The organism is Myxococcus dinghuensis, from assembly GCF_024198235.1.
In the GTDB taxonomy this organism is placed as follows: Bacteria; Myxococcota; Myxococcia; order Myxococcales; family Myxococcaceae; genus Myxococcus; species Myxococcus dinghuensis.
Map to the genome: position 1 here is coordinate 67,863 of NZ_JAKCFB010000015.1, position 25,286 is coordinate 93,148.

Annotated in this window: 17 protein-coding genes; 3 read left to right on the plus strand and 14 right to left on the minus strand. The window is 71.1% G+C overall.

Annotated elements, in window-relative coordinates; translation table 11 throughout:
• Positions 1 to 58: 58 nt before the first annotated feature.
• A complete protein-coding gene (locus LZ198_RS20620; protein WP_253973732.1) occupies positions 59 to 1,714 on the minus strand; it encodes a gliding motility protein in 1,656 nt (551 codons plus the stop codon).
• Positions 1,711 to 3,087: a methylenetetrahydrofolate--tRNA-(uracil(54)-C(5))-methyltransferase (FADH(2)-oxidizing) TrmFO gene (trmFO, locus tag LZ198_RS20625; protein ID WP_253973733.1), complete on the minus strand. Its 1,377-nt coding sequence runs from the start codon at positions 3,085 to 3,087 to the stop codon at positions 1,711 to 1,713. Before trmFO ends, LZ198_RS20620 begins: the two co-directional genes overlap by 4 nt.
• Positions 3,088 to 3,369: 282 nt before the next feature.
• Between trmFO and LZ198_RS20630 the strand changes: the two genes are divergently transcribed.
• A complete protein-coding gene (locus LZ198_RS20630; protein ID WP_253973734.1) occupies positions 3,370 to 3,756 on the plus strand; it encodes a TraR/DksA family transcriptional regulator in 387 nt (128 codons plus the stop codon).
• Positions 3,757 to 3,822: 66 nt separating this feature from the next.
• Here LZ198_RS20630 and LZ198_RS20635 read toward each other — a convergent pair whose 3' ends face one another.
• The 8 genes from LZ198_RS20635 to pgeF all read right to left on the minus strand — a co-directional run bounded on the left by LZ198_RS20635 (position 3,823) and on the right by pgeF (position 12,550).
• Positions 3,823 to 4,410 carry an ExbD/TolR family protein gene (locus LZ198_RS20635; protein ID WP_253973735.1) on the minus strand — a complete coding sequence of 196 codons (588 nt, stop codon included), beginning with the start codon at positions 4,408 to 4,410 and terminating at the stop codon, positions 3,823 to 3,825.
• Between the two features lie 3 nt (positions 4,411 to 4,413).
• Positions 4,414 to 4,935, minus strand: a complete 522-nt coding sequence (locus LZ198_RS20640; RefSeq protein ID WP_253973736.1) for an ExbD/TolR family protein — start codon at positions 4,933 to 4,935, stop codon at positions 4,414 to 4,416.
• Positions 4,936 to 4,954: 19 nt separating this feature from the next.
• On the minus strand, positions 4,955 to 5,695 hold the full coding sequence (locus LZ198_RS20645; protein WP_253973737.1) for a MotA/TolQ/ExbB proton channel family protein: 741 nt from the start codon (positions 5,693 to 5,695) through the stop codon (positions 4,955 to 4,957).
• Positions 5,696 to 5,770: 75 nt separating this feature from the next.
• Positions 5,771 to 8,341, minus strand: coding sequence for a type I DNA topoisomerase (gene topA / locus LZ198_RS20660; RefSeq protein ID WP_407667449.1), 2,571 nt, complete (start codon positions 8,339 to 8,341; stop codon positions 5,771 to 5,773).
• 11 nt (positions 8,342 to 8,352) lie between these two features.
• Complete coding sequence (locus LZ198_RS20665) at positions 8,353 to 9,474, minus strand: DNA-processing protein DprA (RefSeq protein WP_253973738.1); 1,122 nt, start codon at positions 9,472 to 9,474, stop codon at positions 8,353 to 8,355.
• Between the two features lie 136 nt (positions 9,475 to 9,610).
• The gene (locus LZ198_RS20670; protein ID WP_253973739.1) at positions 9,611 to 10,822 is read right to left on the minus strand and encodes a LysM peptidoglycan-binding domain-containing protein; all 1,212 of its coding nucleotides are present in this window, start codon (positions 10,820 to 10,822) and stop codon (positions 9,611 to 9,613) included.
• 26 nt (positions 10,823 to 10,848) lie between these two features.
• Positions 10,849 to 11,700 (minus strand): tetratricopeptide repeat protein, encoded by an 852-nt coding sequence (locus tag LZ198_RS20675; protein WP_253973740.1) that lies wholly within the window; start codon positions 11,698 to 11,700, stop codon positions 10,849 to 10,851.
• Between the two features lie 88 nt (positions 11,701 to 11,788).
• Complete coding sequence (pgeF, locus tag LZ198_RS20680) at positions 11,789 to 12,550, minus strand: peptidoglycan editing factor PgeF (protein WP_253973741.1); 762 nt, start codon at positions 12,548 to 12,550, stop codon at positions 11,789 to 11,791.
• A 190-nt stretch (positions 12,551 to 12,740) separates the two neighbouring features.
• Here pgeF and LZ198_RS20685 point away from each other — a divergent pair, with 190 nt between their 5' ends.
• Positions 12,741 to 14,666 (plus strand): GGDEF domain-containing protein, encoded by a 1,926-nt coding sequence (locus tag LZ198_RS20685; protein WP_253973742.1) that lies wholly within the window; start codon positions 12,741 to 12,743, stop codon positions 14,664 to 14,666.
• 20 nt (positions 14,667 to 14,686) lie between these two features.
• On the opposite strand, the gene LZ198_RS20690 is transcribed toward LZ198_RS20685, so the two are convergent.
• The 4 genes from LZ198_RS20690 to LZ198_RS20705 all read right to left on the minus strand — a co-directional run bounded on the left by LZ198_RS20690 (position 14,687) and on the right by LZ198_RS20705 (position 20,699).
• On the minus strand, positions 14,687 to 15,280 hold the full coding sequence (locus LZ198_RS20690) for an SGNH/GDSL hydrolase family protein (protein WP_253973743.1): 594 nt from the start codon (positions 15,278 to 15,280) through the stop codon (positions 14,687 to 14,689).
• 20 nt (positions 15,281 to 15,300) lie between these two features.
• The gene (locus tag LZ198_RS20695) at positions 15,301 to 16,758 is read right to left on the minus strand and encodes a trypsin-like peptidase domain-containing protein (protein WP_253973744.1); all 1,458 of its coding nucleotides are present in this window, start codon (positions 16,756 to 16,758) and stop codon (positions 15,301 to 15,303) included.
• An 83-nt stretch (positions 16,759 to 16,841) separates the two neighbouring features.
• A complete protein-coding gene (locus LZ198_RS20700; protein WP_253973745.1) occupies positions 16,842 to 18,431 on the minus strand; it encodes a glycoside hydrolase family 57 protein in 1,590 nt (529 codons plus the stop codon).
• A gap of 27 nt (positions 18,432 to 18,458) precedes the next feature.
• Positions 18,459 to 20,699 (minus strand): DUF4912 domain-containing protein, encoded by a 2,241-nt coding sequence (locus tag LZ198_RS20705; RefSeq protein WP_253973830.1) that lies wholly within the window; start codon positions 20,697 to 20,699, stop codon positions 18,459 to 18,461.
• 174 nt (positions 20,700 to 20,873) lie between these two features.
• On the opposite strand from LZ198_RS20705, the gene LZ198_RS43835 reads away from it, so the two are divergent.
• Positions 20,874 to 25,262 (plus strand): glycosyltransferase, encoded by a 4,389-nt coding sequence (locus LZ198_RS43835; protein ID WP_456094076.1) that lies wholly within the window; start codon positions 20,874 to 20,876, stop codon positions 25,260 to 25,262.
• Positions 25,263 to 25,286 lie beyond the last annotated feature (24 nt).

Consider the following 25,286-nt stretch of genomic DNA (forward strand, 5'->3'; position numbering starts at 1 on the left):
TGCCCCACGCCCATCGGGCGCGAGCAGACCTCGCTCGCCCCACGAGGGCCCCCCAGGCTCAGGGCGAGGTGGACACGCTGTAGACGCCGGCCTTGTTGCCCTGGGCGATGAGGTAGACGGCGCGCGAGTCGTCCTTGCCCGCGAAGTAGACCGGCACCTGGATGCCCTGGTCCAAGGGCTTCCGGGCCTTCGTCTTCACGTCGTAGAGCGACAGGTCGTACGTGTCCGAGTCCATCCGCGCCGACGTGGCGAGCACGCGCTGGCCGTCCTCGGAGAGCTTGTAGCTGAAGATGCCCTGGAGCCACGTCTGCGGGTCCTCCTTGCGCGGCAGCTCCAGCGCCTTGAAGTCACACGCGCGGCCGTTGCGGATGCAGTTGGAGCGGAAGACCACCTGACCGTTGCCCGGCATGAAGCCGTAGCCGAAGACGCCCTGGTGGACCTTCTCCGCCTTCTCCGCGCCCAGCGGATAGAGCATCAGGTCCACCGAGTACTCCGGCTTGAGGAAGCGCGACAGGAACGCCACGTAGCGGGCATCCGTGCCCCAGACGAAGTTGGGCACGCGGTCACCCACGCGCCGGGGCGCGCCGTCCGGCAGCGACACGACCGCCATCAACCCCGCCCGGGCCGTCACGTCGTAGCGGTCGAGGAAGCCCACCGCCTGCGAGTCCGGAGAGAAGGTGAACACCTCCACGCGCTCGCCCACCTTGCGGCCCGGGCCCCCCTCGGCGGGGCCGACGAAGAGGTCGCCCGGCACGTCCGGCTTGCCGTTCTCCGAGCGCGCCAGCCACTTGCCGTCCGGGGAGAAGGCGAAGGCCTGCGACGCCACGGCCAGCCGCTTGGGCTTCTGCGCGGGCAGCTCCGCGATGTACAGGTCGTAGAGGCCGCGCACCGACTCGCTGCGCACCTGGAAGACCACGCGCTTGCCGTCGGGGGACACGGCGTAGTCCCCCACCTGGTCCGCCAGCTTGCGCGGCGCATCCTCCGGCGAGTCCACGGAGACGACCGCCAGCCCGCCCGCCGCCGAGCCCCGGCGCTTGATGAGCAGCGTCTTCCCGTCCGAGGTGAACTGCGCGGTGCTCACCTCGGCCGCCACGTCGACGAAGGGCCCCGCCGGCAGCGGCCCCAGCTTCAGCTTGCCACCATCCACGAAGGCCAGCCGCGCACCGTCCGGCGACGGCAGCATGTAGCTCACCGCGGAGCCCAGCACCGTCGGGTCCGCCTTCGCGCCGTCCAGCACCGCGACGTTCAGCGAGCCGGACTGCGAGGCCGGGTTGTAGCCGGTGAGGAAGAGCGCGTGCTTCGAGTCCGCGGAGAACAACAGCCCGCCGGGGACGTTGGTCACGCCGTCACCCAGCTTGCGCGGCTCGCCGCCCTCCACCGGCACCACGAAGAGCTCGCCCAGCAGCATCTGCGGCGGCACGCCGTCGAGCCGGGGCTTCTGGCCGTTGAGCAGGTAGGAGGCGAAGCGTCCGTCGTGCGTCACGCGCAGGTCCGCCGCGCGGCCCGCGGCGAGGAGCAGGCCCTGGCCCGCGCCCGCGGGTCCGGGGCGCTCCTGGGCCGGGCGCGTTGCGGGCGGCGGCGTGGCCCCCGCGGAAGGGGCGGAGCCACCCCGCGAGGCGCCCTCGTCCCCGCCCTTCTTGCATCCCGCTCCGGCCACCATGAGCGCGGCCACCAGGCCCACGCCCATCCGTCGTCCCAGCCTCGGCCGCATCATGCGCTCCTCTGCTCCTCGTGCCCCGGCGCGCCCGTCCCCGGGACGCCCGCGTGTGGCAGCCATGCCGCAAGGTCCTGCTTCGCCCGCGCCGAGTAGGCCGCGCGCTTGTCCGCCTTCTTCATCCGCCCCGTCAGCGGCGGGAAGAGGCCGAAGATGATGTTGGAGGGCTGGTGCGGGTAGTCCGGGGGGTGCGCCTCGCCCGTGACGTGCCGGTACAGCGCCCCCATCGCCGTCGTCGCCGGAGGCGGCACCCACTCCCGCCCCTCGAGCCGCGCGTGCAGCGCCAGCGCCACCAGGTAGCCACACGCCGCGCTCTCCACGTAGCCTTCCACGCCGGAGACCTGCCCCGCGAAGTACAGCCGGGACTCGCCCTTGAGCGACAGGTCCTTCGACAACAGCCGGGGCGAGTCGATGAAGGTGTTGCGGTGGATCTGCCCCATCCGCAGGAACTCCGCGTTCTGGAGCCCGGGGATGCAGTTGGTGAAGATGCGCTTCTGGTCGCCCCACGTCAGGCGCGTCTGGAAGCCCACCATGTTCCACGCCGTGCCCGCGGTGTCCTCCATGCGCAACTGCACCACGGCATGGGGCTCCTTCCCCGTGCGCGGGTCGCGCAGCCCCACGGGCTTCATCGGCCCGTAGGCCAGGGTGTCGTCGCCTCGCTCCGCCATGACCTCGATGGGCAGACAGCCTTCGAAGTATTTCGGTTCCTCGAAACTGTGCGGCACCACCTTCTGGCCCGCCTTCACCTCGGCGATGAACCGGTAGTACTCGTCCCGGTTCATGGGCAGGTTGAGGTAGTCGTCCCCGCCCCCCTTGCCGTAGCGGCTCTGGCGGAAGGCGATGTCCAGGTCGATGGAGTCGCCGGACAGGATGGGGGCGATGGAGTCGTAGAAGTACAGCTTCGTCCCCACGTAGCGCTCCAGCTCCGCGGTGAGCGCGTCGGACGTCAGCGGCCCGGTGGCGATGACCACGGGCCCGTCCTCCGGCAGCTTCTCCACCTCGCCGGCCACCAGCTCCACGCCGGGCAGGCCCAGCAGGGACTGGGTGATGGCGGCGGAGAAGCGCTCGCGCTCCACGGCCAGCGCGTCCCCGGCCGGCACACGGTTCGCGTCCGCGCTGCCCAGCACGAGCGAGCCGAGCGCCCGCAGCTCCGCGTGCAACAGACCGATGGCGCTCTCCGGGTTGTCGGAGCGAAGGGAGTTGCTGCACACCAGCTCCGCGAGCTGATCCGACTTGTGGGCGGGGGAGCGCTTGTGCGGCTTCATCTCGCGCAGCACCACCGGCACGCCCCGGCGGGCGAGCTGGTATGCGCACTCCGTCCCCGCCAGCCCGCCCCCGATCACCGTCACCCGCTGCTGTTTCACGTCCGCCATCCTGAGCCTCCCGGGAGCGCCTCGCGCGTGCCCGTCCGTGGACTGTTACCAGGACTTCCCCGCCCTGTCCCGGTCGCGAAACCCCGGGCGTCAACCCGGCGTCCGGTCCCCCCGCCCCCGTCCGCCCGCCCGCCCCCCGAGCCACCGCGCCCGCTGGCTGGAAGGCGCGGTTTCCCCACCTGGGTTGCACCCCTACGTTTCTCGCGTTCGTCGCTCGGGGGCGGCCTGTCATCCGAGCGGGCGCAGGACCCACCTGAAATTGGAACATCTGGAGACGAGGCCATGAGCCGAGCCAATGACCTGTCGAAGATCCGCGAGATTCTCCAGCGCCGCCGGCGCGAGATCCTCGCCACGAGCGCGGGCACCCACCGCGAGCTGACCGCCCTCAAGGACCAGGAGCGGGATCCCGAGTACGAGGAGAACGCCCAGTCGGAGCTGGCCGACTACACCCTGTCCAGCCTCATGGAGGCGCAGCGGCGCGAGGTCATGCTCATCGACGCGGCGCTCCAGCGCATGGACCAGGGCGTCTTCGGCGAGTGCGTGGACTGTGGCCAGGAGATTTCGCTGGAGCGGCTGGAGGCCCTGCCCTTCGCCATCCGCTGCGAGGAGGACGCCACCTCCCACGAGCAGGACATCCGGGGCGGCCCCTACGCCTCGCCTTCCATCTGACCCGGCGACCCGAGGGTCCGCGCCGAGCACCACCGGGGCGCTTCCATCCGCGAGGGTGGGAGCGCCTCAGTCGCCTTCCTTCTGGAGGACGACGAAGCGGTAGTTCTCCAGCTCGTTCTGCCCCGCCGTGTAGAGCACCGACAGCAGCATGTCGTAGGGGACCTTGCGGTCCGCGATGACGGAGAGTTCCTTGCTGAAGGGCGCCTGCGGGTTGCGCTCGGCGATGTACTTCAGCTTCTCCACCTCGCGCTTGAGCCGCGCGTCGAGCGGCAGCACCAACCGCCCCTGGAGCGCCTGGGCGGGGAGCTGGCCGTTCTCCAGCCGCAGCACCTCCTTGTCGCCCACGAGGATGCCCTTGGGGGTGATGGTGACGGCCACGGTGTCGCGCGGCGTCGCGCGCGTGGTGGACACCGGGGGGCGCACGTCCTCGGAGGCCGTCACCGCCGCGGAGGACGACGCGAAGGACTTGAGGAGGAACACCAGGAGGATGGTCATCATGTCCATCATCGCGGTGATGTTCAGCTCCTTGATCTCCCCCGCGGCCTCGCGCTCCTTGCGCTTCTTGCGCGCGAGCGCCCGGCGGAAGCGCAGCCGGGCCAGGGCCTCCTCGTCGGGGACGGGCACTTCGGAGGCGGTCGGCGTGGGCTCGGCCATGGCTCAGGTCCCCGCCAGGGTGACGTCGGGGAACAGCAGGCGGCGCTGGGCGCCCTGCTCCTCGCGGATGGCGTCCATCGTCTGGATGAGCGCGTCGTACGGGATGTCCGGGTCCGCGCCGACGATGACCTTCGTCTCCTTGGGGAACTCGGACTTGATCCGCACCATCCACGCGTTGAGGGCGGCGTAGTCGTACTCGCCATCCGCCTTCACGGGCACGGTGGGGGCGCCCTCCTCGCCGAGGATGGCGTTCTCGCTGCTGACGAAGTGGCCCTTGCGGGAGATGAGCACCGACAGGGTCAGCTTGGGCTCGTCCCCCGGCTGCTCCTGCGTCACCGCCGCCGCCGGCCCGCCGTAGCCCGGCGCGCTCACGTTGAGGATGCCGAACGAGGCCAGGCCCGTGATCGACAGCAACATGAAGATGATGAGGTTCATGAGGATGTCGAGGTACGGGACGATGTTCAGCTCGCCCGTCTCCTCCTCCTCTCGGACCTTCAGCTTGCGCCGGGAGTAGTGGAACGCCATGGACGCGCGCCCCCGCGGCTTACGACGCCCGGGCCTCGAGCTCCGTGGCCCCCGGATCCACGCCGCCGCGCCGCGACAGCAGGTTCTCCAGCTTCAGGGCGTTGAGCTCCAGGCTCTCCACCATGGCCTTGGCGTACGACGTGAGGAACAGGTGGAAGATGATGCAGAGCACCGCGATGGAGAGCGCGAACGCGGTGTTGTTCATCGCCTTGGAGATGCCGTCCGACAGCAGCGACTGCTTCTGCTCCGCGGGCACGTTGCCCAGCGCCTGGAACGTGCCGATGAGGCCGAAGATGGTGCCCACCAGCCCCACCAGCGTGGCGATGTTCGCCAGCGACCACAGCCACGGGATGCGCTTGGAGACGTGGGGGCTGTTCTCGACGATGGCCTCCTCCACGGCCTTGGCCACCTCGATTTCACCCCGGTTCGCGTTCACCAGCCCCGCGCGGATGACCTTGGCCAGCGGCGCCGTGGGCGCCATCCCGCACACCTTCACGGCCCGGTCCAGGTTGCCACCACGCACCAGCTTGGTGATCTGCTCCATGAACGGCGCCGGGTTCAGGTTGTACCGGAACACCAGCGTGACGATGCGCTCGAGCGCCACCGCCAGCGAGCACGCCAGCCAGAACAGGTTCACGAACATGAACGGACCGCCATCCTTGAAGAACTTGATGACGGAATCCGTGAGACCCAGCTTTCCGGCGTCCGCGGCCGCGAGGCTCGCGTTGACCAGCAGCTCGCTGACCACCGAGGAAATCATTGCGCGACTTGTAGGGCGGGCCCGCCGAAGCTGTCAAGCCGTGGGCGGGCCAGCCCCCTGTAAACACTTGGGTTTTCAGGCCGCCGAGGAGGCGCTGGGGTCGGTGGGCACGCCGCCCTGCTCGGCCACCTCCCGCCGGTAGCCGCACTCCTTGTTGGGACAGGCGACGTACGCCCCGTCCCGCTTGGAGAACTTCTGGAGCAGGTACGGCGAGGCGCACTGGGGGCAGCTCTCCGCGAGCGGCCGGTCCCACGCCGCGAAGCGGCAGTCCGGGTAGCGGTTGCAGCCGAAGAAGATCTTCCCCCGGCCGCTGCGCCGCTCGGTGAGGTAGCCCTGCTTGCACTCCGGGCAGTCGACGCCGATGGAGATGGGCTTGGACGTCTTGCAGTCCGGGTAGCCCGAACACGCCATGAAGCGCCCGAACCGGCCGCGCTTGATGACCATGGGCTTGCCGCACTTCTCACACTTCTCGTCCGTCGTCTCCTCCTCGACGATGACGATCTTCCCCTCCGCGTCCCGCTTGAAGTCCTTGGTGTTCTTGCAGTCGGGGTAGTTCGAGCAGGCGAGGAAGTGCCCCATCTTCCCGAACTTGATGACGAAGTGGTTGCCGCACTTCTCGCAGGCGATGTCGGTCTTGATCTCCTCGCGCTTGACGTCGCGCATCTCCGCCTTCGCCTTCTCGAGCGTCTCCTTGAAGGGCCCGTAGAAGTCGTGCAGCACGGCCTTCCAGCTCGCGCCGCCGTCGGAGATCTGGTCCAGCTTCTCCTCCATCGTCGCGGTGAAGGTGACGTCCAGCTCGTGGGGGAAGTGCTTGACCAGCATCTCGTTGGTCATCTGCCCCAGGTCCGTGGGCCGGAAGCGCCCCTCCAGCTTCTCCACGTACTTCTTGTCCTGGATGGTGGAGAGGATGGCGGCGTACGTCGACGGACGGCCGATGCCCTTCTCCTCCAGCTCCTTCACCAGCGTGGCCTCGCTGAAGCGCGGGGGCGGCTGGGTGAAGTGCTGCTCGTGCAGGAGCTTCTGCAGGCCCAGCGTGTCGCCGTCGTTGAGCACCGGCAGGTCGCCCACGGCGTCCGCGCCGTCCGCGTTCTCGTCGCCGGCGGCCTTGGCCTTCTCCTTCTCCGCCTCCTCTTCCGGCGTCAGGCCCGCGCCGTACACCGCGAGGTAGCCGGGGAACTTCAGCGTGCTGCCGGAGGCGCGGAAGGTGGCGCGACCGGCGGCGATGTCCGCGCTCGTCTGGTCATAGACGGCGGGCTTCATCTGGCACGCCACGAAGCGGTTCCAGATGAGCTCGTAGAGCCGGAACATGTCCTGCTCGTCCATGGCCTCGAAGAAGGGCCGCACCCGCTCCGGCGGGTACTCCAGGGACGTGGGGCGGATGGCCTCGTGCGCGTCCTGCGCGCTCTTGCGGGACTTGTAGACCACCGGCTCTTCCGGCAGGTACTCCGCGCCGTACTTCGTGCCGATCATCTCGCGCACCTGCTTCACGGCGTCGTCGGACAGACGGGTGGAGTCCGTACGCATGTACGTGATGAGCGCCGTCTGGCCCTCCTCGCCGAGGGGCACGCCCTCGTAGAGCTTCTGGGCCAGCGTCATCGTCTTCTTCGCGGTGAAGGACAGCCGGTTGGCCGCCTCCTGCTGCAGCTTGGAGGTGATGAACGGCGCGGGCGCGTTGCGGCGGCGCTCGCGACGGTCCACCTTGGACACCGCGAAGTCGGCCTTCTGGAGCTCGGCGACCAGGCCCTCGGTGATGGCGCGGTCCTTGAGTTCCACCTTCTTGCCGTCCACCTTGGACAGCTTGGCCTTGAACGGCGGCGGGCCGGACGGGCCCTCCAGGAGCGCGTCGAGCGTCCAGTACTCCTCGGGGACGAAGGCCTTGATCTCCGCCTCGCGCTCCACGATGAGGCGCACCGCGACGGACTGCACGCGGCCGGCGGACAGGCCCCGGCGGATCTTCTGCCAGAGCAGCGGGGAGATCTGGTAGCCCACGAGCCGGTCGAGGATGCGGCGCGTCTGCTGCGAGTCGTAGTTGTCCTGGTTCAGCTCGCGCGGCTGGGCGATGGCCTCCTGGATGGCCTTCTTCGTGATTTCGTTGAAGGTGACGCGCAGGGCGTCCGGGTGCGCGAGCTCCTCCTTGATGTGCCAGGCGATGGCCTCGCCCTCGCGGTCGGGGTCCGTGGCCAGGAAGACCTTGTCCGCGGACTTCGCCATCTTCTTCAGCTCGTTGAGCACCTTCTCCTTGCCCTTGATGACCTCGTATTCGGGCTGGAAGTCGTGCTCCACGTCGACGCCCATCTTGCTCTTGGGCAGGTCCTTCACGTGCCCCACGGACGCCTTCACCGTGTAGCCGGAGCCCAGGTACTTCTTGATGGTCTTCGCCTTGGCGGGCGACTCGACGACGACCAGGTAGTGCGGCCCCTTGCCGCGCGGCGCGACCTCCTCCTCCGCGTCCGCCTCCACCGTGGGCAGCCCGTCATCGTCGCCCTTGGAGGCGCGGCGGCGGGCCGCGGTCTTCTTCGCCTTGGCGGCCGTCTTCTTCGCGGCGGGCTTCTTCTTGGCCGCCGCGCGCCCGGTCGTCGCCTTGCGGGGCGCCTTCTCCTCGGTCGCCTCGGTCTCTTCCGCCTTCTTCTTCGTCCGCGTGGCCATGACTCTCCTACCTAGATCTTCTCGTACAGCCTGCCCGGGTGCTGGACGACCAGCCCCGTCAACTCCAGCTCCACCAGCGCGCTGGCGAGCGCGGCGGCGGAGAGGGTGCTCCCGGTCAGCACCTCGTCGAATGTCCGGGGAATCCGGTCCAACAGCGCGTAGGCCCCCCGTGCTTCCGCGGAGAGTTCGTCCCACGAGCCCCCCGCTCCCGGCGCCACCACCTGCCCAGGCCGCGCGCCCACCACCCTCCACACATCTTCCGCCCCCAGGCAGGCCCGGGCATGCCCGTCCCGGATGAGGACGTTGCAACCCGCCGCCGCCTCCTGCCGGACATCCCCTGGCAACGCCAGGATCGGCCGGCCCTGTGCCCGCCCCGCCTGCGCCGTCAGCAGGCTCCCCGACTTCTCCCCCGCCCTCATCACCAGGACCGCGTCGGATGCGCCGGAGATGAGCCGGTTGCGCCGGGGGAACGTGGAGGTGCTCGCCCGGACCCCGGGCGGCAGTTCGCTGAAGAACACGCCGCCCCGCTCCAGGAAGTGCGGCAGCAGCCGCGCCTGCGCCGGGTCCAGCGCGTCCAGCGCCGACCCGAGGAACGCCCACGTCTCCCCCGCCACGTCCAGCGCGCCCCAGTGGCACGCCCGGTCCACCCCCGCCGCCGCCCCCGACACCACCCCCACCCCACCCTCGGCCACCCGCCGGGCGAACGCCCGGGCGAACGGCAGGAAGCCCTGGTCCGGATGTCGGCTGCCCACCATGGCCACCCGCCTGCGCGGATGACCCGGCTGGCCCCGGTAGAAGAGCAGCGGCGGCGCGTCGTCCACCTCCCTCAGCAGCTCCGGGTAGGTCCGCCCGCCCGCGAAGGCCACCCCCATCCGCCCGGCGTGGCAGGCCTCCAGCAGCCGCTCCGCCAGCAACGAGAGGTGCTCCACCGATGCCAGCCGGCGGCGCACCGGGGGGGAGACCGGCGCGTCGGACAGCCAGTCCGCCACGCGCGTGGACGCCAGCGGCGCCAGGCGGCCGTCGGCGAATTGACGCAGAGCGGCCAACGTCCTCGGCCCCAGGCCGGGAACGGCCCAGAGCGCGAGGCAGGCCTGCTGCTCCATCGTGAGGCTGTCCGTCTCAGCGTCCGCCATACCCGACCCCCACGCGGTTCCCACCTATATAGAAGATGGGTCCCCTGGGAGGGGCGCGACACATAAACACCGGACCGCCACCGGTCAAGCACTCAACCCCTCCACGGCTGGAGGGGATGCACTTTTCCTGCCGACTTCAGCGGCTGGCGGTGGGAGCGTTCCCCACCTGCATCACCGCCCGGTCCCCGTTGATGATCTCCTGGAGGGAGCGGATCACCAGGCAGTTGCTGGTGCGCTCCTTCACTTCGGTGACCATGCAGGTGCCGATGGACTCCCAGGGGTAGCTCTTCTCCTTCTGGTTGGGCTCCTTCACGGGCTTGCCCAGCACCTCGTTGGACGGGTCACCCTGGCGCAGGATGGTGAAGGTGTTGCCCAGCGCCACGCCGTCCGAGCTGCCGCGGTCGACGACCAGGGTGTGGTGCTCGCCGAACTGGGACAGGTACGGCACCAGGGCCGTGACGATGCTGCCCCGGACCTCCTTCGCGTTGGGCCGCGGCGCCACGCGCTCGCTGAGCTTCTCGCCGTAGGGGCCCACCAGGTCGCCGCGCTCGATGCCGTCCCAGGTGTCGACGATCTGCGCGGTGACGACGTTCTGGTCCACGCGGATGACGCGCAGCGTGCCCACGAAGTCCGTGAGGTAGCCCAGCTTGGCGCCCGACTTCGGGTGCTTCACTTCCTGCGTGGTGTGGAAGATGACGTAGCGGTCCCCCACCTTGGCGTCGCCCTTGCGCTTGAAGCGGACGTAGACGTTGTCGGGGAAGGACAGCAGGAACGCGCCGCTGGTGGAGCCGTCGATGCGGCCCGCCTCGTCCAGCTCACGCGTGGTGACGAAGCCCTGCGTCGTCACCGGCCGGGAGGAGGACACGTCGTAGCCGATCTTCCCGGACACCGACACCATGTCCCCGCCGGACAGCTCCGTGGGGGCGGCGACGTCCGGCGTCTCCTCGCCCGTGTCCACGCGCTGCGGGACCTCCTCGCCGTTGGCGAAGAAGCGCACCTGGTTGCCGGGGTAGATCCAGTGCGGGTTGGCGATCTCCGGGTTGTAGGACCAGACCTTCGGCCAGTACCAGGGGCTGCCCAGGTAGCGCGAGGACAGGTCCCACAGCGTGTCGCCGTCCTGCACGGTGTGGACCTCGCCGGGGGCGCTGTCGCGACCCTTGGGCGCGCCAGGGGGCAGTTGCACGGTGGTGCCGGAGGGGCGCTCGGGCGCCTCGTCCATCACGTCGGCGCCTTGGGTCTCGCCGCCGGTCTCCGTGTCTTCGTCACCGCCCTCCTGCTGGGCGAACGCGCTCGTGGCGGGCGCGACGGCGAGGCTCAACATCAGCGAGGTGAGGATCCGGGAGCGCATCGCACGACGTCCTTTCGAAAGAAAACTCACTGCGGGAGCGCGGCGAGCCGCTGCTCCGCCTGCGTGGCGGCGGCCGTCCCCGGGAACTGGGTGACGACACGCGTGTAGAGTGCACGGGCATCCGCGGCCTGGTTGAGCCGCATCCGACACTCGGCGAGCCGGAGCATGCCGTCCAGCATGGCGTCCCCGGCGGGATAGGTGGCGATCAGCCGCTCGAACGTCTTCGCGGCGTCCTTGAACTCGTCGAGCCCCATCTGGCCCAGCCCGCTGAAGTACAGCGCGTTGTCCGCGCGCGGGTGGCGGGGGTTCTCCTCGGAGAAGCGGCGCAGGCGCTGCACGCCCCCCTCCACGTTGCCGGTGCGCAGGAGCGCCACGGACTTCTCGAACTCGGCCTCCAGCACGTCCGGGTCCGGCGCGTCCGCCGGGTCCGCGTCCCGGGGGCTGGAGACCATCGTCGCCCCGCCGGAGTCCGCGGCCCCCTCGGAGACGGGGCTGATGAACATCTCCATCTGCTCGGAGTCCGGCTCCACCACCGCGACCGCCGTGGGCAGCCGGGGCGCCGGCTCGTAGCGCGGCTTGAGCTTCACCACCGCCAGCTCCGGCGTCGAGGACAGCGACGCCGTCTCCTGCGTCGGGACGCTCGCCTCCTTCACCACCGAGGCGCCCTTCGCGCCCGACCCGCGCACCCGCTCCACGGCGGCGTGCGCCTCCAGGCGCTCCAGCCGCTCGGTCAGCCGGGTCTGCGAGTCACGCAGCGCGCGCAGCTCCGCCTGGAGCGCGCCGAGCTCCGCCTGGGAGGCGGCATTGCTGGCACACGCGCCCAGCGCGCACAGGGGCGCGACGGCGAGCAGGCGGAGGATGATGGAGCGCGAGCGCACGGGCCTCGACGGACGGATGGAAGTCGTCTCCGAGGATAGGAAGGCACGTCCAAGAGCGTCAAGAAAACGGCCGGTGTGGCCCGGCAGGCTAGAAGCGGTGCAGCACGTGGCTCAGGTGGCGCCCCGTCTTCCCCGCGTCGCGCCGGTGGGAGAAGAACCGCTCGGGCTCACATGCCGTACAGGCCTGTAGCACGTCCACGTGGGCGGGCTTGAGCCCCGCCCGCAGCAGCGACAGTCGCACCGCCCGTGACAGGTCCAGGTGGGGACGGCCGGCCCGTCGCTCCACGACCTCGTCGCCGAAGCGCGTCACGAAGCGCTGTCCCAAGTCATCCGAGACCTCGTAGCAGCACCGCTGGATGGCGGGCCCCACCGCCGCCAGGAGCCGCTCCGGCCTGGTGCCCCGGGCCACGAGGATCTCCACCGCGCGGGTGCTGATCTCCGCGTCCGTGCCCCGCCACCCGGAGTGCACCGCGGCCACGCGCCGCTTGTCGGGGTCCACCAGCAGCACCGGCACGCAGTCCGCGGTGCCCACCGCCACCCAGGTCCCCGGCGTCTGCGTCCAGAGCCCGTCCGCCTCGCCCTCCGTGGGCCGCAGCGCCTCGCTCCCCTCCTCCGCGCGCGCCTCCAGCACGCGGTCGCCATGAACCTGTGACACACGACACAAGGCGCCCAGTGACGCCCCCGCCGCCGTCGCGAGCCGCCGCAGGTTCTCCTCCACCCGCGCCCGCTCGTCGCCCGTGGAGAACCCCAGGTTGAGCGAAGCGAACGGCCCTTCGGACACGCCGCCCGCGCGCGTCGCGAAGCCATGGGGGACGGGAAGCAGCGAGGACGTCAGCAGCACGGTCGACATGGTCCGCCCTTGTATCCGCCCCACCGCCACGACGCACCCGGACGGCCCGTCGCGCCGACGGATTGCGCTAGCGAAGCCGAAAAATTCCGATGCAAGTACGTTTGACAGTCCGCGTCAGGCCATTGACAATTCCGCAGACTCTTCGTGAAACAGGTTTCATTCCTCGACGCCAGGGTCAACGAACGCACGCATGCCCCTAGGACCGGACACCGTAGGCAGGAAGCTCCTGTGGAGCATCGCCCTGCCCGGGCTCGTGGTCGCGCTGTTGGGCGTGGGGCACTTCTGGCGCGAGGCGCAGGTGTCCGTGCAGGACGCGACGCAGGTGGAGTCGCTCGCACTCGCGGAGTTCGTCGCCTCCACGTTCCTGCTCCCGCAGGGCCCGGGCGCGCCGCCGCACGACGCGGTGGCGGAGGTGCTGCGCTCGGACACGCGGCTGTTCCGCTCCGTCGCAGACGTGCGCGTGCTGTCGCTGGAGGGCGACGTGCGCTGGTCGCGCAACCCCTCGGAGGTGGGCACGCGACATCCGGAAGCGGCGCGGCTGACGACCCCGCGCCCGGAGACGGCGCGCTCGGACGACGGAGTGACGGAGGTGGTGCGTCCGTTGGGCGGCCCCGAGTGCGGCGGCTGCCACACGCGAGGCGACATCCCCGGCGCGAGCATCCTCCAGATGCGCATGGTGGAGCCGCCGCTGCACCAGCAGTTGACGCGCGTGTTCGGCGGGGCGCTGGGCTCGATGGTGTTCTTCGTCGTGCTGCTGTCGCTCGTCACCACGCTGTCGCTGCACTTCAACCTCTCCCGGCCGCTGCGCAAGCTGAGCGCGGCCATGGGGCGGGCGGAGGCCGGGGACCTGCTGGTGCGCGCGGAGACGCGGGGCACGGATGAGATCGCCCGCCTGGGCGCGGCCTTCAACCAGATGCTCGCGCGGCTCACCACCATGAAGGTGGAGGAGATCGACACCCACCGCGACCTGGAGCTGGTGAAGGAGAAGCTGGCCCTCAAGGACGAACTGGAGGAGCGCCTGCGGGAGCTGTCGCTCCTGTTCGACGTGGCCCGCTCGCTCAACGCCACGCTGGAGCTGGACGAGCTGCTCGAGACGGTGACACGGCAGGTGGTGGAGCGGCTCCAGATTCCGGAGTTCTCCATCATGCTGGTCAACGCCGACGGCGCGCTGGAGATCCGCCACGCCTGGCCGGAGGAGCGCACCACGGAGGGGCTCACCTTCTCCGTGGGCGAGGGCGCGTGTGGCCGCGCCGCGCAGACGCACAAGGCCGTGTACCTGCCGGACGTGACGGACCCGTCCAGCGTGTTCGCGCGGCGGGGGCTCATCGAGGGCGCCATGGACACCGGGGCCCTGCTCGCGGTGCCCATGGTCCACATGGACGCGCTGCTCGGGGTGATGAACTTCCAGCGTCCGCAGGTGGCCAGCTTCTCCGCGGAGGAGATCGAACTGCTCACCGCGGTGGCGGACCTGGCGGCGACGGCGGTGAAGAACGCCCGGCTCCACGCGGAGACGGTGAAGCTCACGATGACGGACCCGCTGACCGGCGTCCCCAACCGCCGGCACCTCTTCCAGCGCATGGAGCTGGAGATGGCGCGGGCCCAGCGCTACGGCACGTCGCTGGCCCTGCTGATGGTGGACGTGGACCACTTCAAGCGGCTCAACGACCTGGCGGGCCACCGCGTGGGCGACGAGACGCTCCGGAAGGTCTGCGACATCCTCCGCACGCGCGTGCGCAAGGTGGACACGCTGGCGCGCTATGGCGGCGAGGAGTTCGTCCTGCTCCTGCCCCAGACGCACAAGGCGGAGGCGCTGGAGGTGGCGGAGAAGCTGCGCCGCGCCATCGCGGAGACGCTGGTGCTGCCCCAGTCCGCCCTCCCCGGCGGCCATGTCACCGTCTCCGTCGGCGTGGCGCACTTCCCGTCCGACGCCACCACGCAGGAGGCGCTCGTGGACAGCGCGGACGCGGCGCTCTATTGCAGCAAGCGCACCGGCCGCAACCGCACCACGGCCTTCGAGCCCGGCATGGAGATCCACCCGGGCCGCGAGCGCGGGCCCCACGCGCCCCCCACCGAGCCCGCCGCGCCCAAGCCTCCGGGCGGCGTCGCCAAGGCCTGAGCCCCTCCACGGCGGAGCGCTCAGCGCGACACGAGCGTGCGCACCGTGGGCAGCATCAGGTCCGCCCACGCGTCGTAGCCCTCGTCCGACGGGTGGAAGCCGTCCTGCGAGAAGAAGCCTGGATTGGCGGGGAACGTCTCCCGGCTGGCCGAATAGAGGTCCACCAGGTGCATGCCGTGCGCGCGCGCCAGCTCCGCGATGGCGGCGTTGAACGGCTCGATGCGGCCCTCGAACAAGGCGCTGGGGACCAGCCGGGCCACGGGCGCGAGCGCCATGTCCGCGATGTTCACCACCACCAGTGGGGCGCCCGTCTGCTTCAGCCGCCGGGCGATGCGGTCCAGGTCGTCCCGGAAGTCCTCCAGGGACGTGCCCCGCCAGATGTCGTTGGTCCCCACGCCGAGCGTCACCAGCGTGGGGCGCGCCGCGATGGTGGGCTTGACCTGTCCGGTGAAGACGTCGCGGATGCGCGCACCGCTCTGCCCCAGGTTGGTGAGTCCCACGGAGAGGCCGTCCTTCCGCAGGCGGGAGGCGAGCCGCTCCGGATAGCCCCCGCCCCGACGGGCCCCCACCCCCACGGCCGTGCTGTCCCCCAGCGCGACGTAGTCGACGCTCACCTTCCGTCTCCCCTCCCCCGCTACGGAACGCGCAGCGCGCGCAGGTAGCGGGCGCCGCCGGGGGTCGCCACGCGCAACAGCAGCGTGCTGCCGGAGGACGCGGAGCGGATCGCCTCCGCCAGGTCCTGGGCGCTCTTCACGGGCTTGCGGTTGGCCTCCACCACCACCATGCCCGCCTCGAGCTGCGCGCGGTCCGCGGGCGAGCCGGGCATCACGTCGGTGACGAGCGCGCCCTGCCGGTCGTTGAAGCCGGCCTGCTGGGCGGTGCGCGCGTCCAGGGTCTTCAGGCTGACGCCCACGCGCCGAGAGCTCTCCTGCTGCTCCTCCTCCCCTTGCGGCTTCTTGTTGGTGACCCCCTCCAGGTCCGGGCGCGTGCCGAGCGTCACCTTCACGTCCTGCTTCTTGCCCTCGCGAAACACGGTCAGCGTGGAGACGCTGCCCGGCCGCTTGAGCGCCACGGTGCGGGTGAACTGGCCGCCGGACGTCACCGGCTGTCCGTCGATGGCGGTGACGACGTCGTCCGCCTTGAGCCCCGCCTTCGACGCGGGAGAGTTCGGGTTGATCTGTGTGAGGATGGCGCCCTCCGTGACGGGGAGCTTCAGCGCGCCGGCCAGGTCGCGCGTCAGGTCCTGGATGCCCACGCCCAACCACGCGCGCGTGACGGAGCCCTCCTTCTCCAACTGGGGCACCAGCGCCTTGACCAGGTTGCTCGGCACCGCGAAGCCGATGCCCGTGCCGCCGCCGACGATGGCCGTGTTGATGCCCACCACCTCGCCGCGCATGTTGAACAGCGGACCGCCGGAGTTGCCCGGGTTGATGGCCGCGTCCGTCTGGAGGAACTCGTCGTAGGGCCCCGCGCCGATGTCGCGCGCCCGCGCGGAGACGATGCCCAGGCTCACGCTGGAGGCCAGACCGAACGGATTGCCGATGGCCACCACCCAGTCCCCCACCCGCAGCGCGTCGGAGTCACCCAGCTTCACCGTGGGCAGCCCGTCCACCTTGTCCTTGATCTTCACCAGCGCCACGTCGGTGAGCGGATCACGCCCCACCACCGAGGCCGCGAACGAGCGGCCGTCGTCCAGCCGCACCGTGATGGACACCGCGTCCTCCACGACGTGGTTGTTCGTGAGCACGATACCGGACGGTTCGATGATGAACCCCGAACCCGCGCCCTGGCGCAGCGGCTCCCGCTGCCCCCGGCCTCCGCCGAAGAAGCGGTCGAACAGCGGGTTGTCCTCCGAACCCCGCATGCCGCCCCCGCCCCTCGCCTGGACGTCCACGTTGACCACCGCCGTCTTCACCGACTCCACCAGCGGAGCCAACGACGGAAGCGCCTGGGCCTCGCGGGTGGCGGGCTGGAGGTTGCCGGCCTGCGCCGACGGGGCCGCGGCGGGCGCCTGCGCGAGCGTCGCCTGCGGCAAGGCGAGGAGCAACGCGGCGACCAGGGTCCTCCGGAACGGAACGAGCGAACGGTTCATATGCACTCCAAGCTAAAGCCGAATCGCGGCCCCGCAAGCCAAACCCACTCCGGGACCGGGCGGAAACACGGTGGAAGACGCCGTCACGCGGGTTGGTAGACGCGATAGTCCAGCTCTGGAAAGACGTTGTCCCGGGACTCGAGCTGGGAGAGCCAGGCTTCGTCCACCGAACCCGCGCGGAGCTGGTCGTGCAACCGGAGGAACCGCTGGACGTGTTCCCGGCTGCGTCGCCGGGCGTACTCCACCATGGTGCCGGTCTTCATGATGAAGGCCCAGTCGGACCCCTGGGCGAGCAACAGTTCTCGCGCCGCCTGATTGAGGGCCCGGCGCTGGCGCGCGTCCGGCTCCCGGAAGTCCCTCGCCAGCTCCACCATCCTCCGCGCGCAGTGGTGCAGGTGGCGGTAGAGCCAGTCGTTGCTCTCGTCGAGCCACATCCGCGCGTAGCCCCCCGCGCCCCACGACGACATGGGCGGCGTGGCCACCTGGTTCTCGGGGTTGTCGCGCAGGTCGTCCGCCGGCGTCACCAGGTCGAACGTCTGCTGCTCCCGCGCGGCCTTGCGCAGGAGCGCCTCCAGGAACCAGGGCCCCTCGAACCACCAGTGTCCGAACAGCTCCGCGTCGTACGGCGCGACCACGACGGGCCTGCGCCCCGACAGCCGCGACGCGAGGTATTCGATCTGCCGCTGGCGATGGACGAGGAAGTCTCCGGCGTGGAGGACGGCCCGCTCCCGCGCGGCCTCCGGCGCATAGGGCTGCTTGTCCTGCGTCTTGCCGGTGATGCGGAAGTACTTGAAGCCGGTGTTCTTGCGGTCTCCGGTCGGCTGGATGAACGGGCGGATGTAGTCCAGGTCCAGGTCCCAGCCGATGTCCCGGTAGAACTCGCGGTACATCGGGTCGCCCGGGTAGCCGTGCTCGGCGCTCCAGACCTGCTGGCTGCTGTCCGGGTCGCGCGCGTAGGCCGCGACGCCGGCCTCGGTGAAGATGGGCGCGTAGGGGCCGTGCAGCGGGCGGGGCACCGCGTCCGTGAGGCCGTGCGTGTCGACGAAGAAGTAGCGGATGCGTTCGGCGGCCAGCACGCGCTCCAACCCGGGGAAGTAGCCGCACTCGGCCAGCCAGATACCCGCGGGGTCCCTGCCGAAGGCGCCCCGGTAGTGGGCCGTGGCCACCATCACCTGCGCTCGCACCGCCTCGGGGACCTGCTGCATGAGCGGCAGGAAGCCGTGGGTCGCGTTGCAGGTGAGGATGTCCAGGTAGCCCGCGTCCTGGAGTCTCCGGAACGCGGCGACGAGGTCCCCGCGATAGCGGTCGTGGAAGGCGACACGCAGCGCTCGGAAGTGGTCCCGATAGAAGCGCGCCAGCCGACCGAAGGTGGCGTCGTCACGGGTCCGGTGGACCTCGCGCTCCCCCAATTCGCAGAGCTGGTCCAGCTTGCGGGCGTAGCGCGACATCAACAGCTCGTCGCGCAGCATGGTGATGAGCGTGGGCGAGAGCGTCATCGCCAACCGGAAGCGAACGCCCTCCTCCGCGAGCCGGTCGAAGACGCCCAGCAGTGGCAGATACGTCTCCGAGATGGCCTCGTAGAGCCAATCCTCCTCGAGGAAGTCCTCGTGCTCGGGGTGCCGCACGAACGGCAGGTGTGCATGGAGGACGAGAGACAGGGAGCCCAGGCTCATAGGCGGTCGAGGGATGCGTCGGGTTTGCTACCGGCGGCGACGGCCCGAGGGTGGCTTGCGCTTGGGGGAGGACGACTGCGAGGGCTTCGTCGAGGGAGCGGGCGGCGCCACGGGACGCGTATCCTCCGCGCCAATGGCACGGGGAGGCGCCTCGAAGTAACGCAGGTCCGACATGCCCGGGACGCGCGCCGCGGACTCGAACAGCCTCAGGGCCGAGGCCCCGGAGAGCGGCGCCACGGCGGTCGCTTCCGTGACGGGCTCTCGAGGACTCGCCGGCGTGACCCGAGCCGCCTCGGGAGCCACGGCCACCGGGACGGAGACCTCGGCCACGAGGAGCCGGGACGCGGGGGGCGGTGACTCGAAGTAGCCGGCCTCCAGGATGTGGTCCACCGGAGGCGGTGCTTCGCGGTGCGTCGATTCCGCCGAGGACGAAGGCATGGACGTGGAGACACCGGGCCGAGTCAGGTCCCCCCGGTCCGTCGCGGCGTCGCGCGGCGTGGCCGCGCCGTCCTTCGACGTGTCCGGTGCCAGGGAGCCACCGCGGCCCGGATGTGCCTCGGAGGCGCCGGGGACGCGCACGGGCATCTCCAGGTACCGGAGCTCCGTCCCCCCCGAGGAGCGTGGAGGCACGTCGTGCGTTCGTGGGGCCGCCGACCCCAGGGGGGATGGACCTCGGGCATTGGCGTCCCGTCCGCCCACCTCGGTGGCCACCGCGTAGCGCATGTCGGAGGCGCCACGAGGCCGCAGGGTGCCCAGGTCCAGATAGCGATGCAGGGACCACGGCCCCACCGCGGTCGGAGGTGGTGACGCGACCGTCTCGTAGCGCAGGTCCGACGCCCCACCCGGCCCGCGCGCCACGGACAGGTACTCCCGAGCGCGCGGGGCGGAGGGCTGGGACACCCCGGCGCGCACACGGTCTCCGACGACCAGGTGTTGCTCGGAGGCTCCGGGGGCACGTTCCCGGGCCTCGAGGTACCGCTGCGTCACCTCGTAGCGTTGGTCCGAGGCCCCCGGTGGACGCGTGACGCCACCGAAGTGCAGGGCGGCCGCTTCGCCTCCGACCTCCTCGACCGCTCGCGCGCCCTCGAGTTCGAGGACGACGCGCTCAAGGTGGACCTCCGGCACCAGCCGCGAGCCCTCGCTTCCCGGCAGGGGAACGCGGCGCCAGGTGACGTACTCACGCTCCTCGACCCGAGACACGGACGCACCGGGGCCCGACAGCTCGGCCTCCAGCGGTGGGCCGGGCAAGGTCATGAAGCGGAGGGTCGTGTCCGTGGACACGCCCGTGGGAGGAAGGGACGCCTGGTTGCTGGACGGCCCGATTCGCCGGGTCCGCCCATCCGCCGCGACGAAATGCACCTCCAGGCGGTACGTGCGTCCGGGGGGCAGGTCATGGAGGTAGTAGCCGCGCGAGTCGAGCGAACAGTCCACCTCGCGCACGAGCGATGCACCATCGAAGAGCCGCAGCACCGCCCTGGGCGACGCCAACTCCCGCTGCGCCTGGACGCGCGTGGCCACCTTGAAGTCCCAGAGCGCGAACAGCGTTTGGGGATCCCGAACGAACAACAGCACCGAGTCGTCGAGGTACTCACCCGGCAGGTCGCCAGCCCCCCCGCCATCCAGATCGAGCCGCTCGGAGACGTTCGCCTGCGCCGTCGACTCCTGGAGGTGATGCCGGCGGACCTCGGCCTCCCCACGCACGCGCGCCACGAAGAACCCCTCCACCACGGGCTCGGCGACATGCTGGATGGGAGGCACTTCAACCTCGGAGGATTTCTCCACGGAGGCGGAAGGGGGTTCGGACTGCGACGGCATGAGGGACTCTCGGCTGGCACGAGGCTTGGCTGGAAACGTCACCACGTGCGCGGGGCGTGCGGAATGGGTCTCTCTCGTGGGCTCCGGTGCCTGACTGGCCGCCGTCTGACTGGGCGCGGAGACGCGCCCACTCCCGGAGTGCTCGCCGGGGGATGGCGCGGGAGGGATGGGCGCGGACGTGGCCTCGTCGTGGGGCGCCCCCCCGTTCGGGTGAGCCCCGGGCGGCTGAGACATGCCAGGCTGGGAGTCGGACGGGGAATGCGACCGCCCGTCCTCGAAGCGCTTGCGCAGCTCCGAGACGACCAGGAACCGGGCGAGCCGCGCGAGTTGGGGCACGGAGGCCACGAGCGCGGCGATCAACTCCCTCTTCTTGAGCTTGCGGTAGTCGCTCCCCAGGTGCTTCCGAGCCAGTTCCCTCAGGGAACCGACGGTCACGCTCTTGAGGTCGTCCATAGACACGGTCGCCTTTAGGTCGCCGGACGAGGAGGGTCAACGTGCCGGCATTCCGATGTGTTCGTCGCCCGACCCCACTCCTCCACCTCACCCGATGACACCCAGGAAACAGCCCGGTATTCTGCCCCCGCTTTGAGCGACCTGCCCAGACTGCTCCTGTGCAGCTTCGACGTCATCCCCGGTCCGTCGGGATCGTCACGCCGTGTGACCGAGTACCTCAAGGCGCTGCCGGACCGCTTCTCCGTGGTGGTGCTGTCGGCGAAGACGCCTGACCACTCCCACATCGAGAAGTATCAAGGCGCCCGGCTGCTGCGCGTGCCAGTGGGCTCGGGGGACCTGGCGTCGCGAATCCAGGCCTTCGAGCGCGCGGTGCGCAGGCAGTTGGAGAGCGAGGACTACGCGCTGGCCCACTTCACCGACCCGTTCGGGGGCTACGCGTTGTGCGAGTTGAAGGGGGACTACGGCTACCGCCTCGTCTACGAGGCGCAGACCTTCCCCTCCCAGGAGCTGCGCTACACGCACCCGCAGACCGAGGGCGACCGCCGCTTCCTCTCGAAGGTGCGCAGGCAGGAGTTGTTCTGCCTGATGAACGCGGACCTCGTCATCACCGGTTCGCAGACGACGCGCGCATACATCCAGTCCCTGGGGGCCAGCGAGGAATCCGTGCGCGTGGTGCGCGCCCCGGTGGACCTCAAGCCCTTCGAGCCGGACGTGCTGGGCGCGCCGGATGGCGACCCCTTCCGGTTGATGTACCTGGGCAGTCACGTCGGGTGGCAGGGCCTGCCCACGCTGCTGCGTGCGGTGGCGCTCGCGGGCGAGCAGGTCGACGTGCGCCTCACGCTCGTGGGCGCGCAGCACCCCGACTGGCAACCCCACCTCGATGACCTGGTGAAGGACCTGGGGCTCAAGGACCGGGTGGAGTTCCAGGCCCCCGTGCACCACGACGACGTGGCCAAGGTGCTCGCGCTGGCGGACGCGGGCGTGTTGCCGCTCGACGACGTGGAGCGCAACCGGTTGCAGGGCGGCCCCCTGGCGAAGGTGTCCGAGTACTTCGCCGCGGGCCGGCCGGTCATCGCGGCGGAGCTGCCCGTCACGCGCGAACTCATCCCCGAGGACACGGCCGTGTTCTTCCCCCCGGGCGACAGCCGGGCGATGTCCGAGCGGATCATCGAGCTGGCGCGAGACATCCCCCGCCGCGTGGAGCTGGGCCGCCGCGCGAGGGCCCACGCCGAGGCGGCGCTCGACGCGGGCATCATCCGCGGACAACTGCTGGACCTCTACGACTCGCTCCTGGAGAAGCGGGTCGGCCCGGTGCCCACCACGAGCGAGGACGATCTCCCCGCCCCCACCATGGTGACGGGCACGCCCACGAGCCGGCTGGCCACGCTCGCGCCACCGGACAGCGGGCGCGTTCGCATTCCCCAGCCCGACAAGCGCGACGTGCCCGTGGAGAAGGCGCCCGCGCCCGCGAAGGACGAGCCCCCGACCGATGACGCCCCGGTGGTGATGGGGTTGGCGCTGGAGGACGGGCTCGACACGCGGCTGGTGAAGACGGAGCCGGATGGACGGCCCGTCGAGATGCCGGTGGTGATGGGACTGCCGCTGCGCGAGCGCGCCGCTCAGGCCCCCGCCGCGACCTCCACGAAGGCCCGTTCGGAGGCCGAGAGCGCGGAGGAGGATGGCGTCCAGGATGTCGTGGTGGGCACGCCGATCGCGCTCGGCGCGGACCCGACGCCGCTCACGCCCATGCGTGCGGCCACCGCGGAGGGACGGGACGAAGCGCAGCCCGGCGACGGCGAAGCCCACCAGCGCAGGTCGGAGGAAGCACAGGCCGCTTCGACGAGCGCCGAGGGGCCCGCCCTCGGAGACGAGCCTCCCGCCCCCACCCCCATCGAGCCCCGACGCGGCCACCCGCGGGATTCCATGGAGGATGAAGGCGACGTTCGCGCCTCGGAGACGCCGTCGTCACCGACCCCCGTGGTGAAAGCCCCTCCCCCGGATGAGCGCGAAGGCCTCGCGGATGAGGGGGAGCTGGCGTCGACTTCATCGGAAGCGCCCTCGTCTCCGACGCCTGTCGTGAAGGCCCCCGCGCCGCCTCCACTCGAGGAGCCGGAGTCTCCCGGAGCGGGCGCCTCGGCGGCGGGCTCGCGAGCACACGACGAGAGCGCACCGTACAGCGCCAGGAACGCGGCATCGCACACGCGCGAAGAGACGCACCGCAACGGCCGGAGTGCCCCCGCGCAGATGCGAGAGGAGTCTTCCGCGCATGAGGCCAAGGGGACGACCGCGCCGACTCACGAGGACCCGTCTCCGAACACAATCCGAGGGAGTGACTCGCAGGAGCATGAGGACGCGCCTCCGTCCACGCTCGGCAGGGGCAACGGTGCGCTGACGCGCGATGACGCGCTTTCGTCCACGCATGGCAGGAGCAACGGTGCGCTGACGCGCGATGACGCGCTTTCGTCCACGCATGGCAGGGGCAACGGTGCCCTGACGCGCGATGACGCGCTTTCGTCCACGCACGGCAGGGGCGACTGGGCGATTACCCGCGAAGAGCCGCCCACGCCGGGCAGGGGCGACTGGGCGATTACCCGCGAAGAGCCGCCCACGCCGGGCAGGGGCGACTGGGCGATTACCCGTGAAGAGCCGCCCACGCCCGGCAGGGGCGACTGGGCGATTACCCGCGAAGAGCCGCCCTCGCCCACGCCGGTCGTCAAGGCGCCCGCGCCCCTCCCGCTCGACGAGCCACCCTCTCCCACGCCGGTCGTCAAGGCGCCCGCGCCGCTCCCGCTCGACGAGCCCCCGGCCCCCACGCCGGTCGTCAAGGCGCCCGCGCCCCTTCCGCTCGACGAGCCTCGCTCGGAGCGCGAAGAACCGCCGTCGCCCACGCCCATCGTCAAGGCCCCGGCCCCCCTCCCGCTCGACGAGCCCCCGTCCCCCACGCCGATCGTGAAGGCTCCGGCGCCGCTCCCGCTCGACGAGCCCCCTTCACCCAGGCCCATCGTCAAGAGCCCGGCCTCGCTGATGCGGGACGAGCCCCCGGCTCCGACGCCCATCGTCAAGGCCCCGGCGCCGCTCCCGCTCGACGAGCCACCCTCTCCCACGCCCATCATCAAGGGCCCAGCCTCGCTGATGCGGGACGAGCCCCCGGCTCCGACGCCCATCGTCAAGGCCCCGGCCCCCCTCCCGCTCGACGAGCCCCCTTCACCCACGCCCATCATCAAGGTCCCGGCCTCGCTGATGCGGGACGAGAGCGCGACCTCCCCGTCCAGCGTCAAGGTGCCGGCACCGCCCTCCCGCGACCTGACCACGGCACAGACGCCAGGTGCGCGGACGCACGGGACGCCGGATCACGACGAGGCGCCGTCGCCGACGCCCATCGTGCCGACGCGGTCGATCCTCTCGAGCCGCAGCACGTCCTCGCGAGTGGAGACGCCCTCGCGGCGCATGTCGCCGCTGACTACCCCGACCAAGGGCGCATCCTCCGTGGATCCGGATCGTCCCTCGGGGCGCACCCACACGGTGGGCACCGACTCCGAACGACCGTCGGCCCGCGCGGGCGCCAGCGGTACGGACGTCGAGCGCCCCTCGGGACGCACGAGCACCGTCGGCACCGACTCCGAACGGGCCTCTGTCCGCATTCCCACATACGCGCCCGACCCGGAACGCCACGCGGGTCGCGATGCCAGCACGGGGGCCGACGCCGAGCGCTCCGGCCCGCGCTCCGCCCTCGGCTCGGAACGCTCCGGCTCACGCTCCGCCCTCGACGGCGACCGACTCCCGCCCATCGTGCGCCAGGTCACGCCCCCCGAACACGTCCGGGTGGCCTCGACACGCTCGACCACCAGCGAGGTGGAGCGCCCGCCGCCCGTCCTCACGCCGAACAGCGGCCACGCCGACTCGGAGCGGGCGCCGCCGGTCCTCCGTCCGCGCCACACGCCCAACGAGACGGAGCGCCCGCCCACCCTGCCGCCGCGTGCCTCGACGCCCCCGCCCGTCCCCCGTCAGCGCCCTCCGCGCCTCATGTCCATCGACGGACCTCCGAAGCTCGAGCCGGTGAACGACGCCACGCCCCGCTCGGGCCTCCCCGTCCACAAGGCCACCGGCGCCACGCCGCACGAGCCCGAGGACGAGCCCGAGGAGATCTCCGAGGACGAGGCCCACGCCATCGACGAGGCCGAGGAGGGAGCCCCTACCCCACCCCACTCCCGCCCACGTCTGGACGAGCCGGATGAGATCAGCAGCGACGAGGTGGAGGACGCCGAGCTCTCCGTCAGCGGGGCCGCGCGGCTGATCGACGACGACGAGCTCCAGGAGGCGGAGCCCGACGCGGCCATCGACGAAGCCCCCGGCGAGGACGAGGGCCCCGCCCCGGAGCCGCTCTCCTCGACGCTCAACCCGTGGTTCGCCCACCTCGCCCACGGGTATTGCCCCCCCGAGGGAACCCGGTTCGCCCGGCACACGCCCCCCACCACCTTCCCGGGGCGGGACGAGGACACGGATCCACCCCGCCTCCCGCCGTCGCCCGGTAAACAAGGCGCCGTTCGCGGCAAGGGGTCGTGAAGCAGCCAACCGAGCCCCCACCGG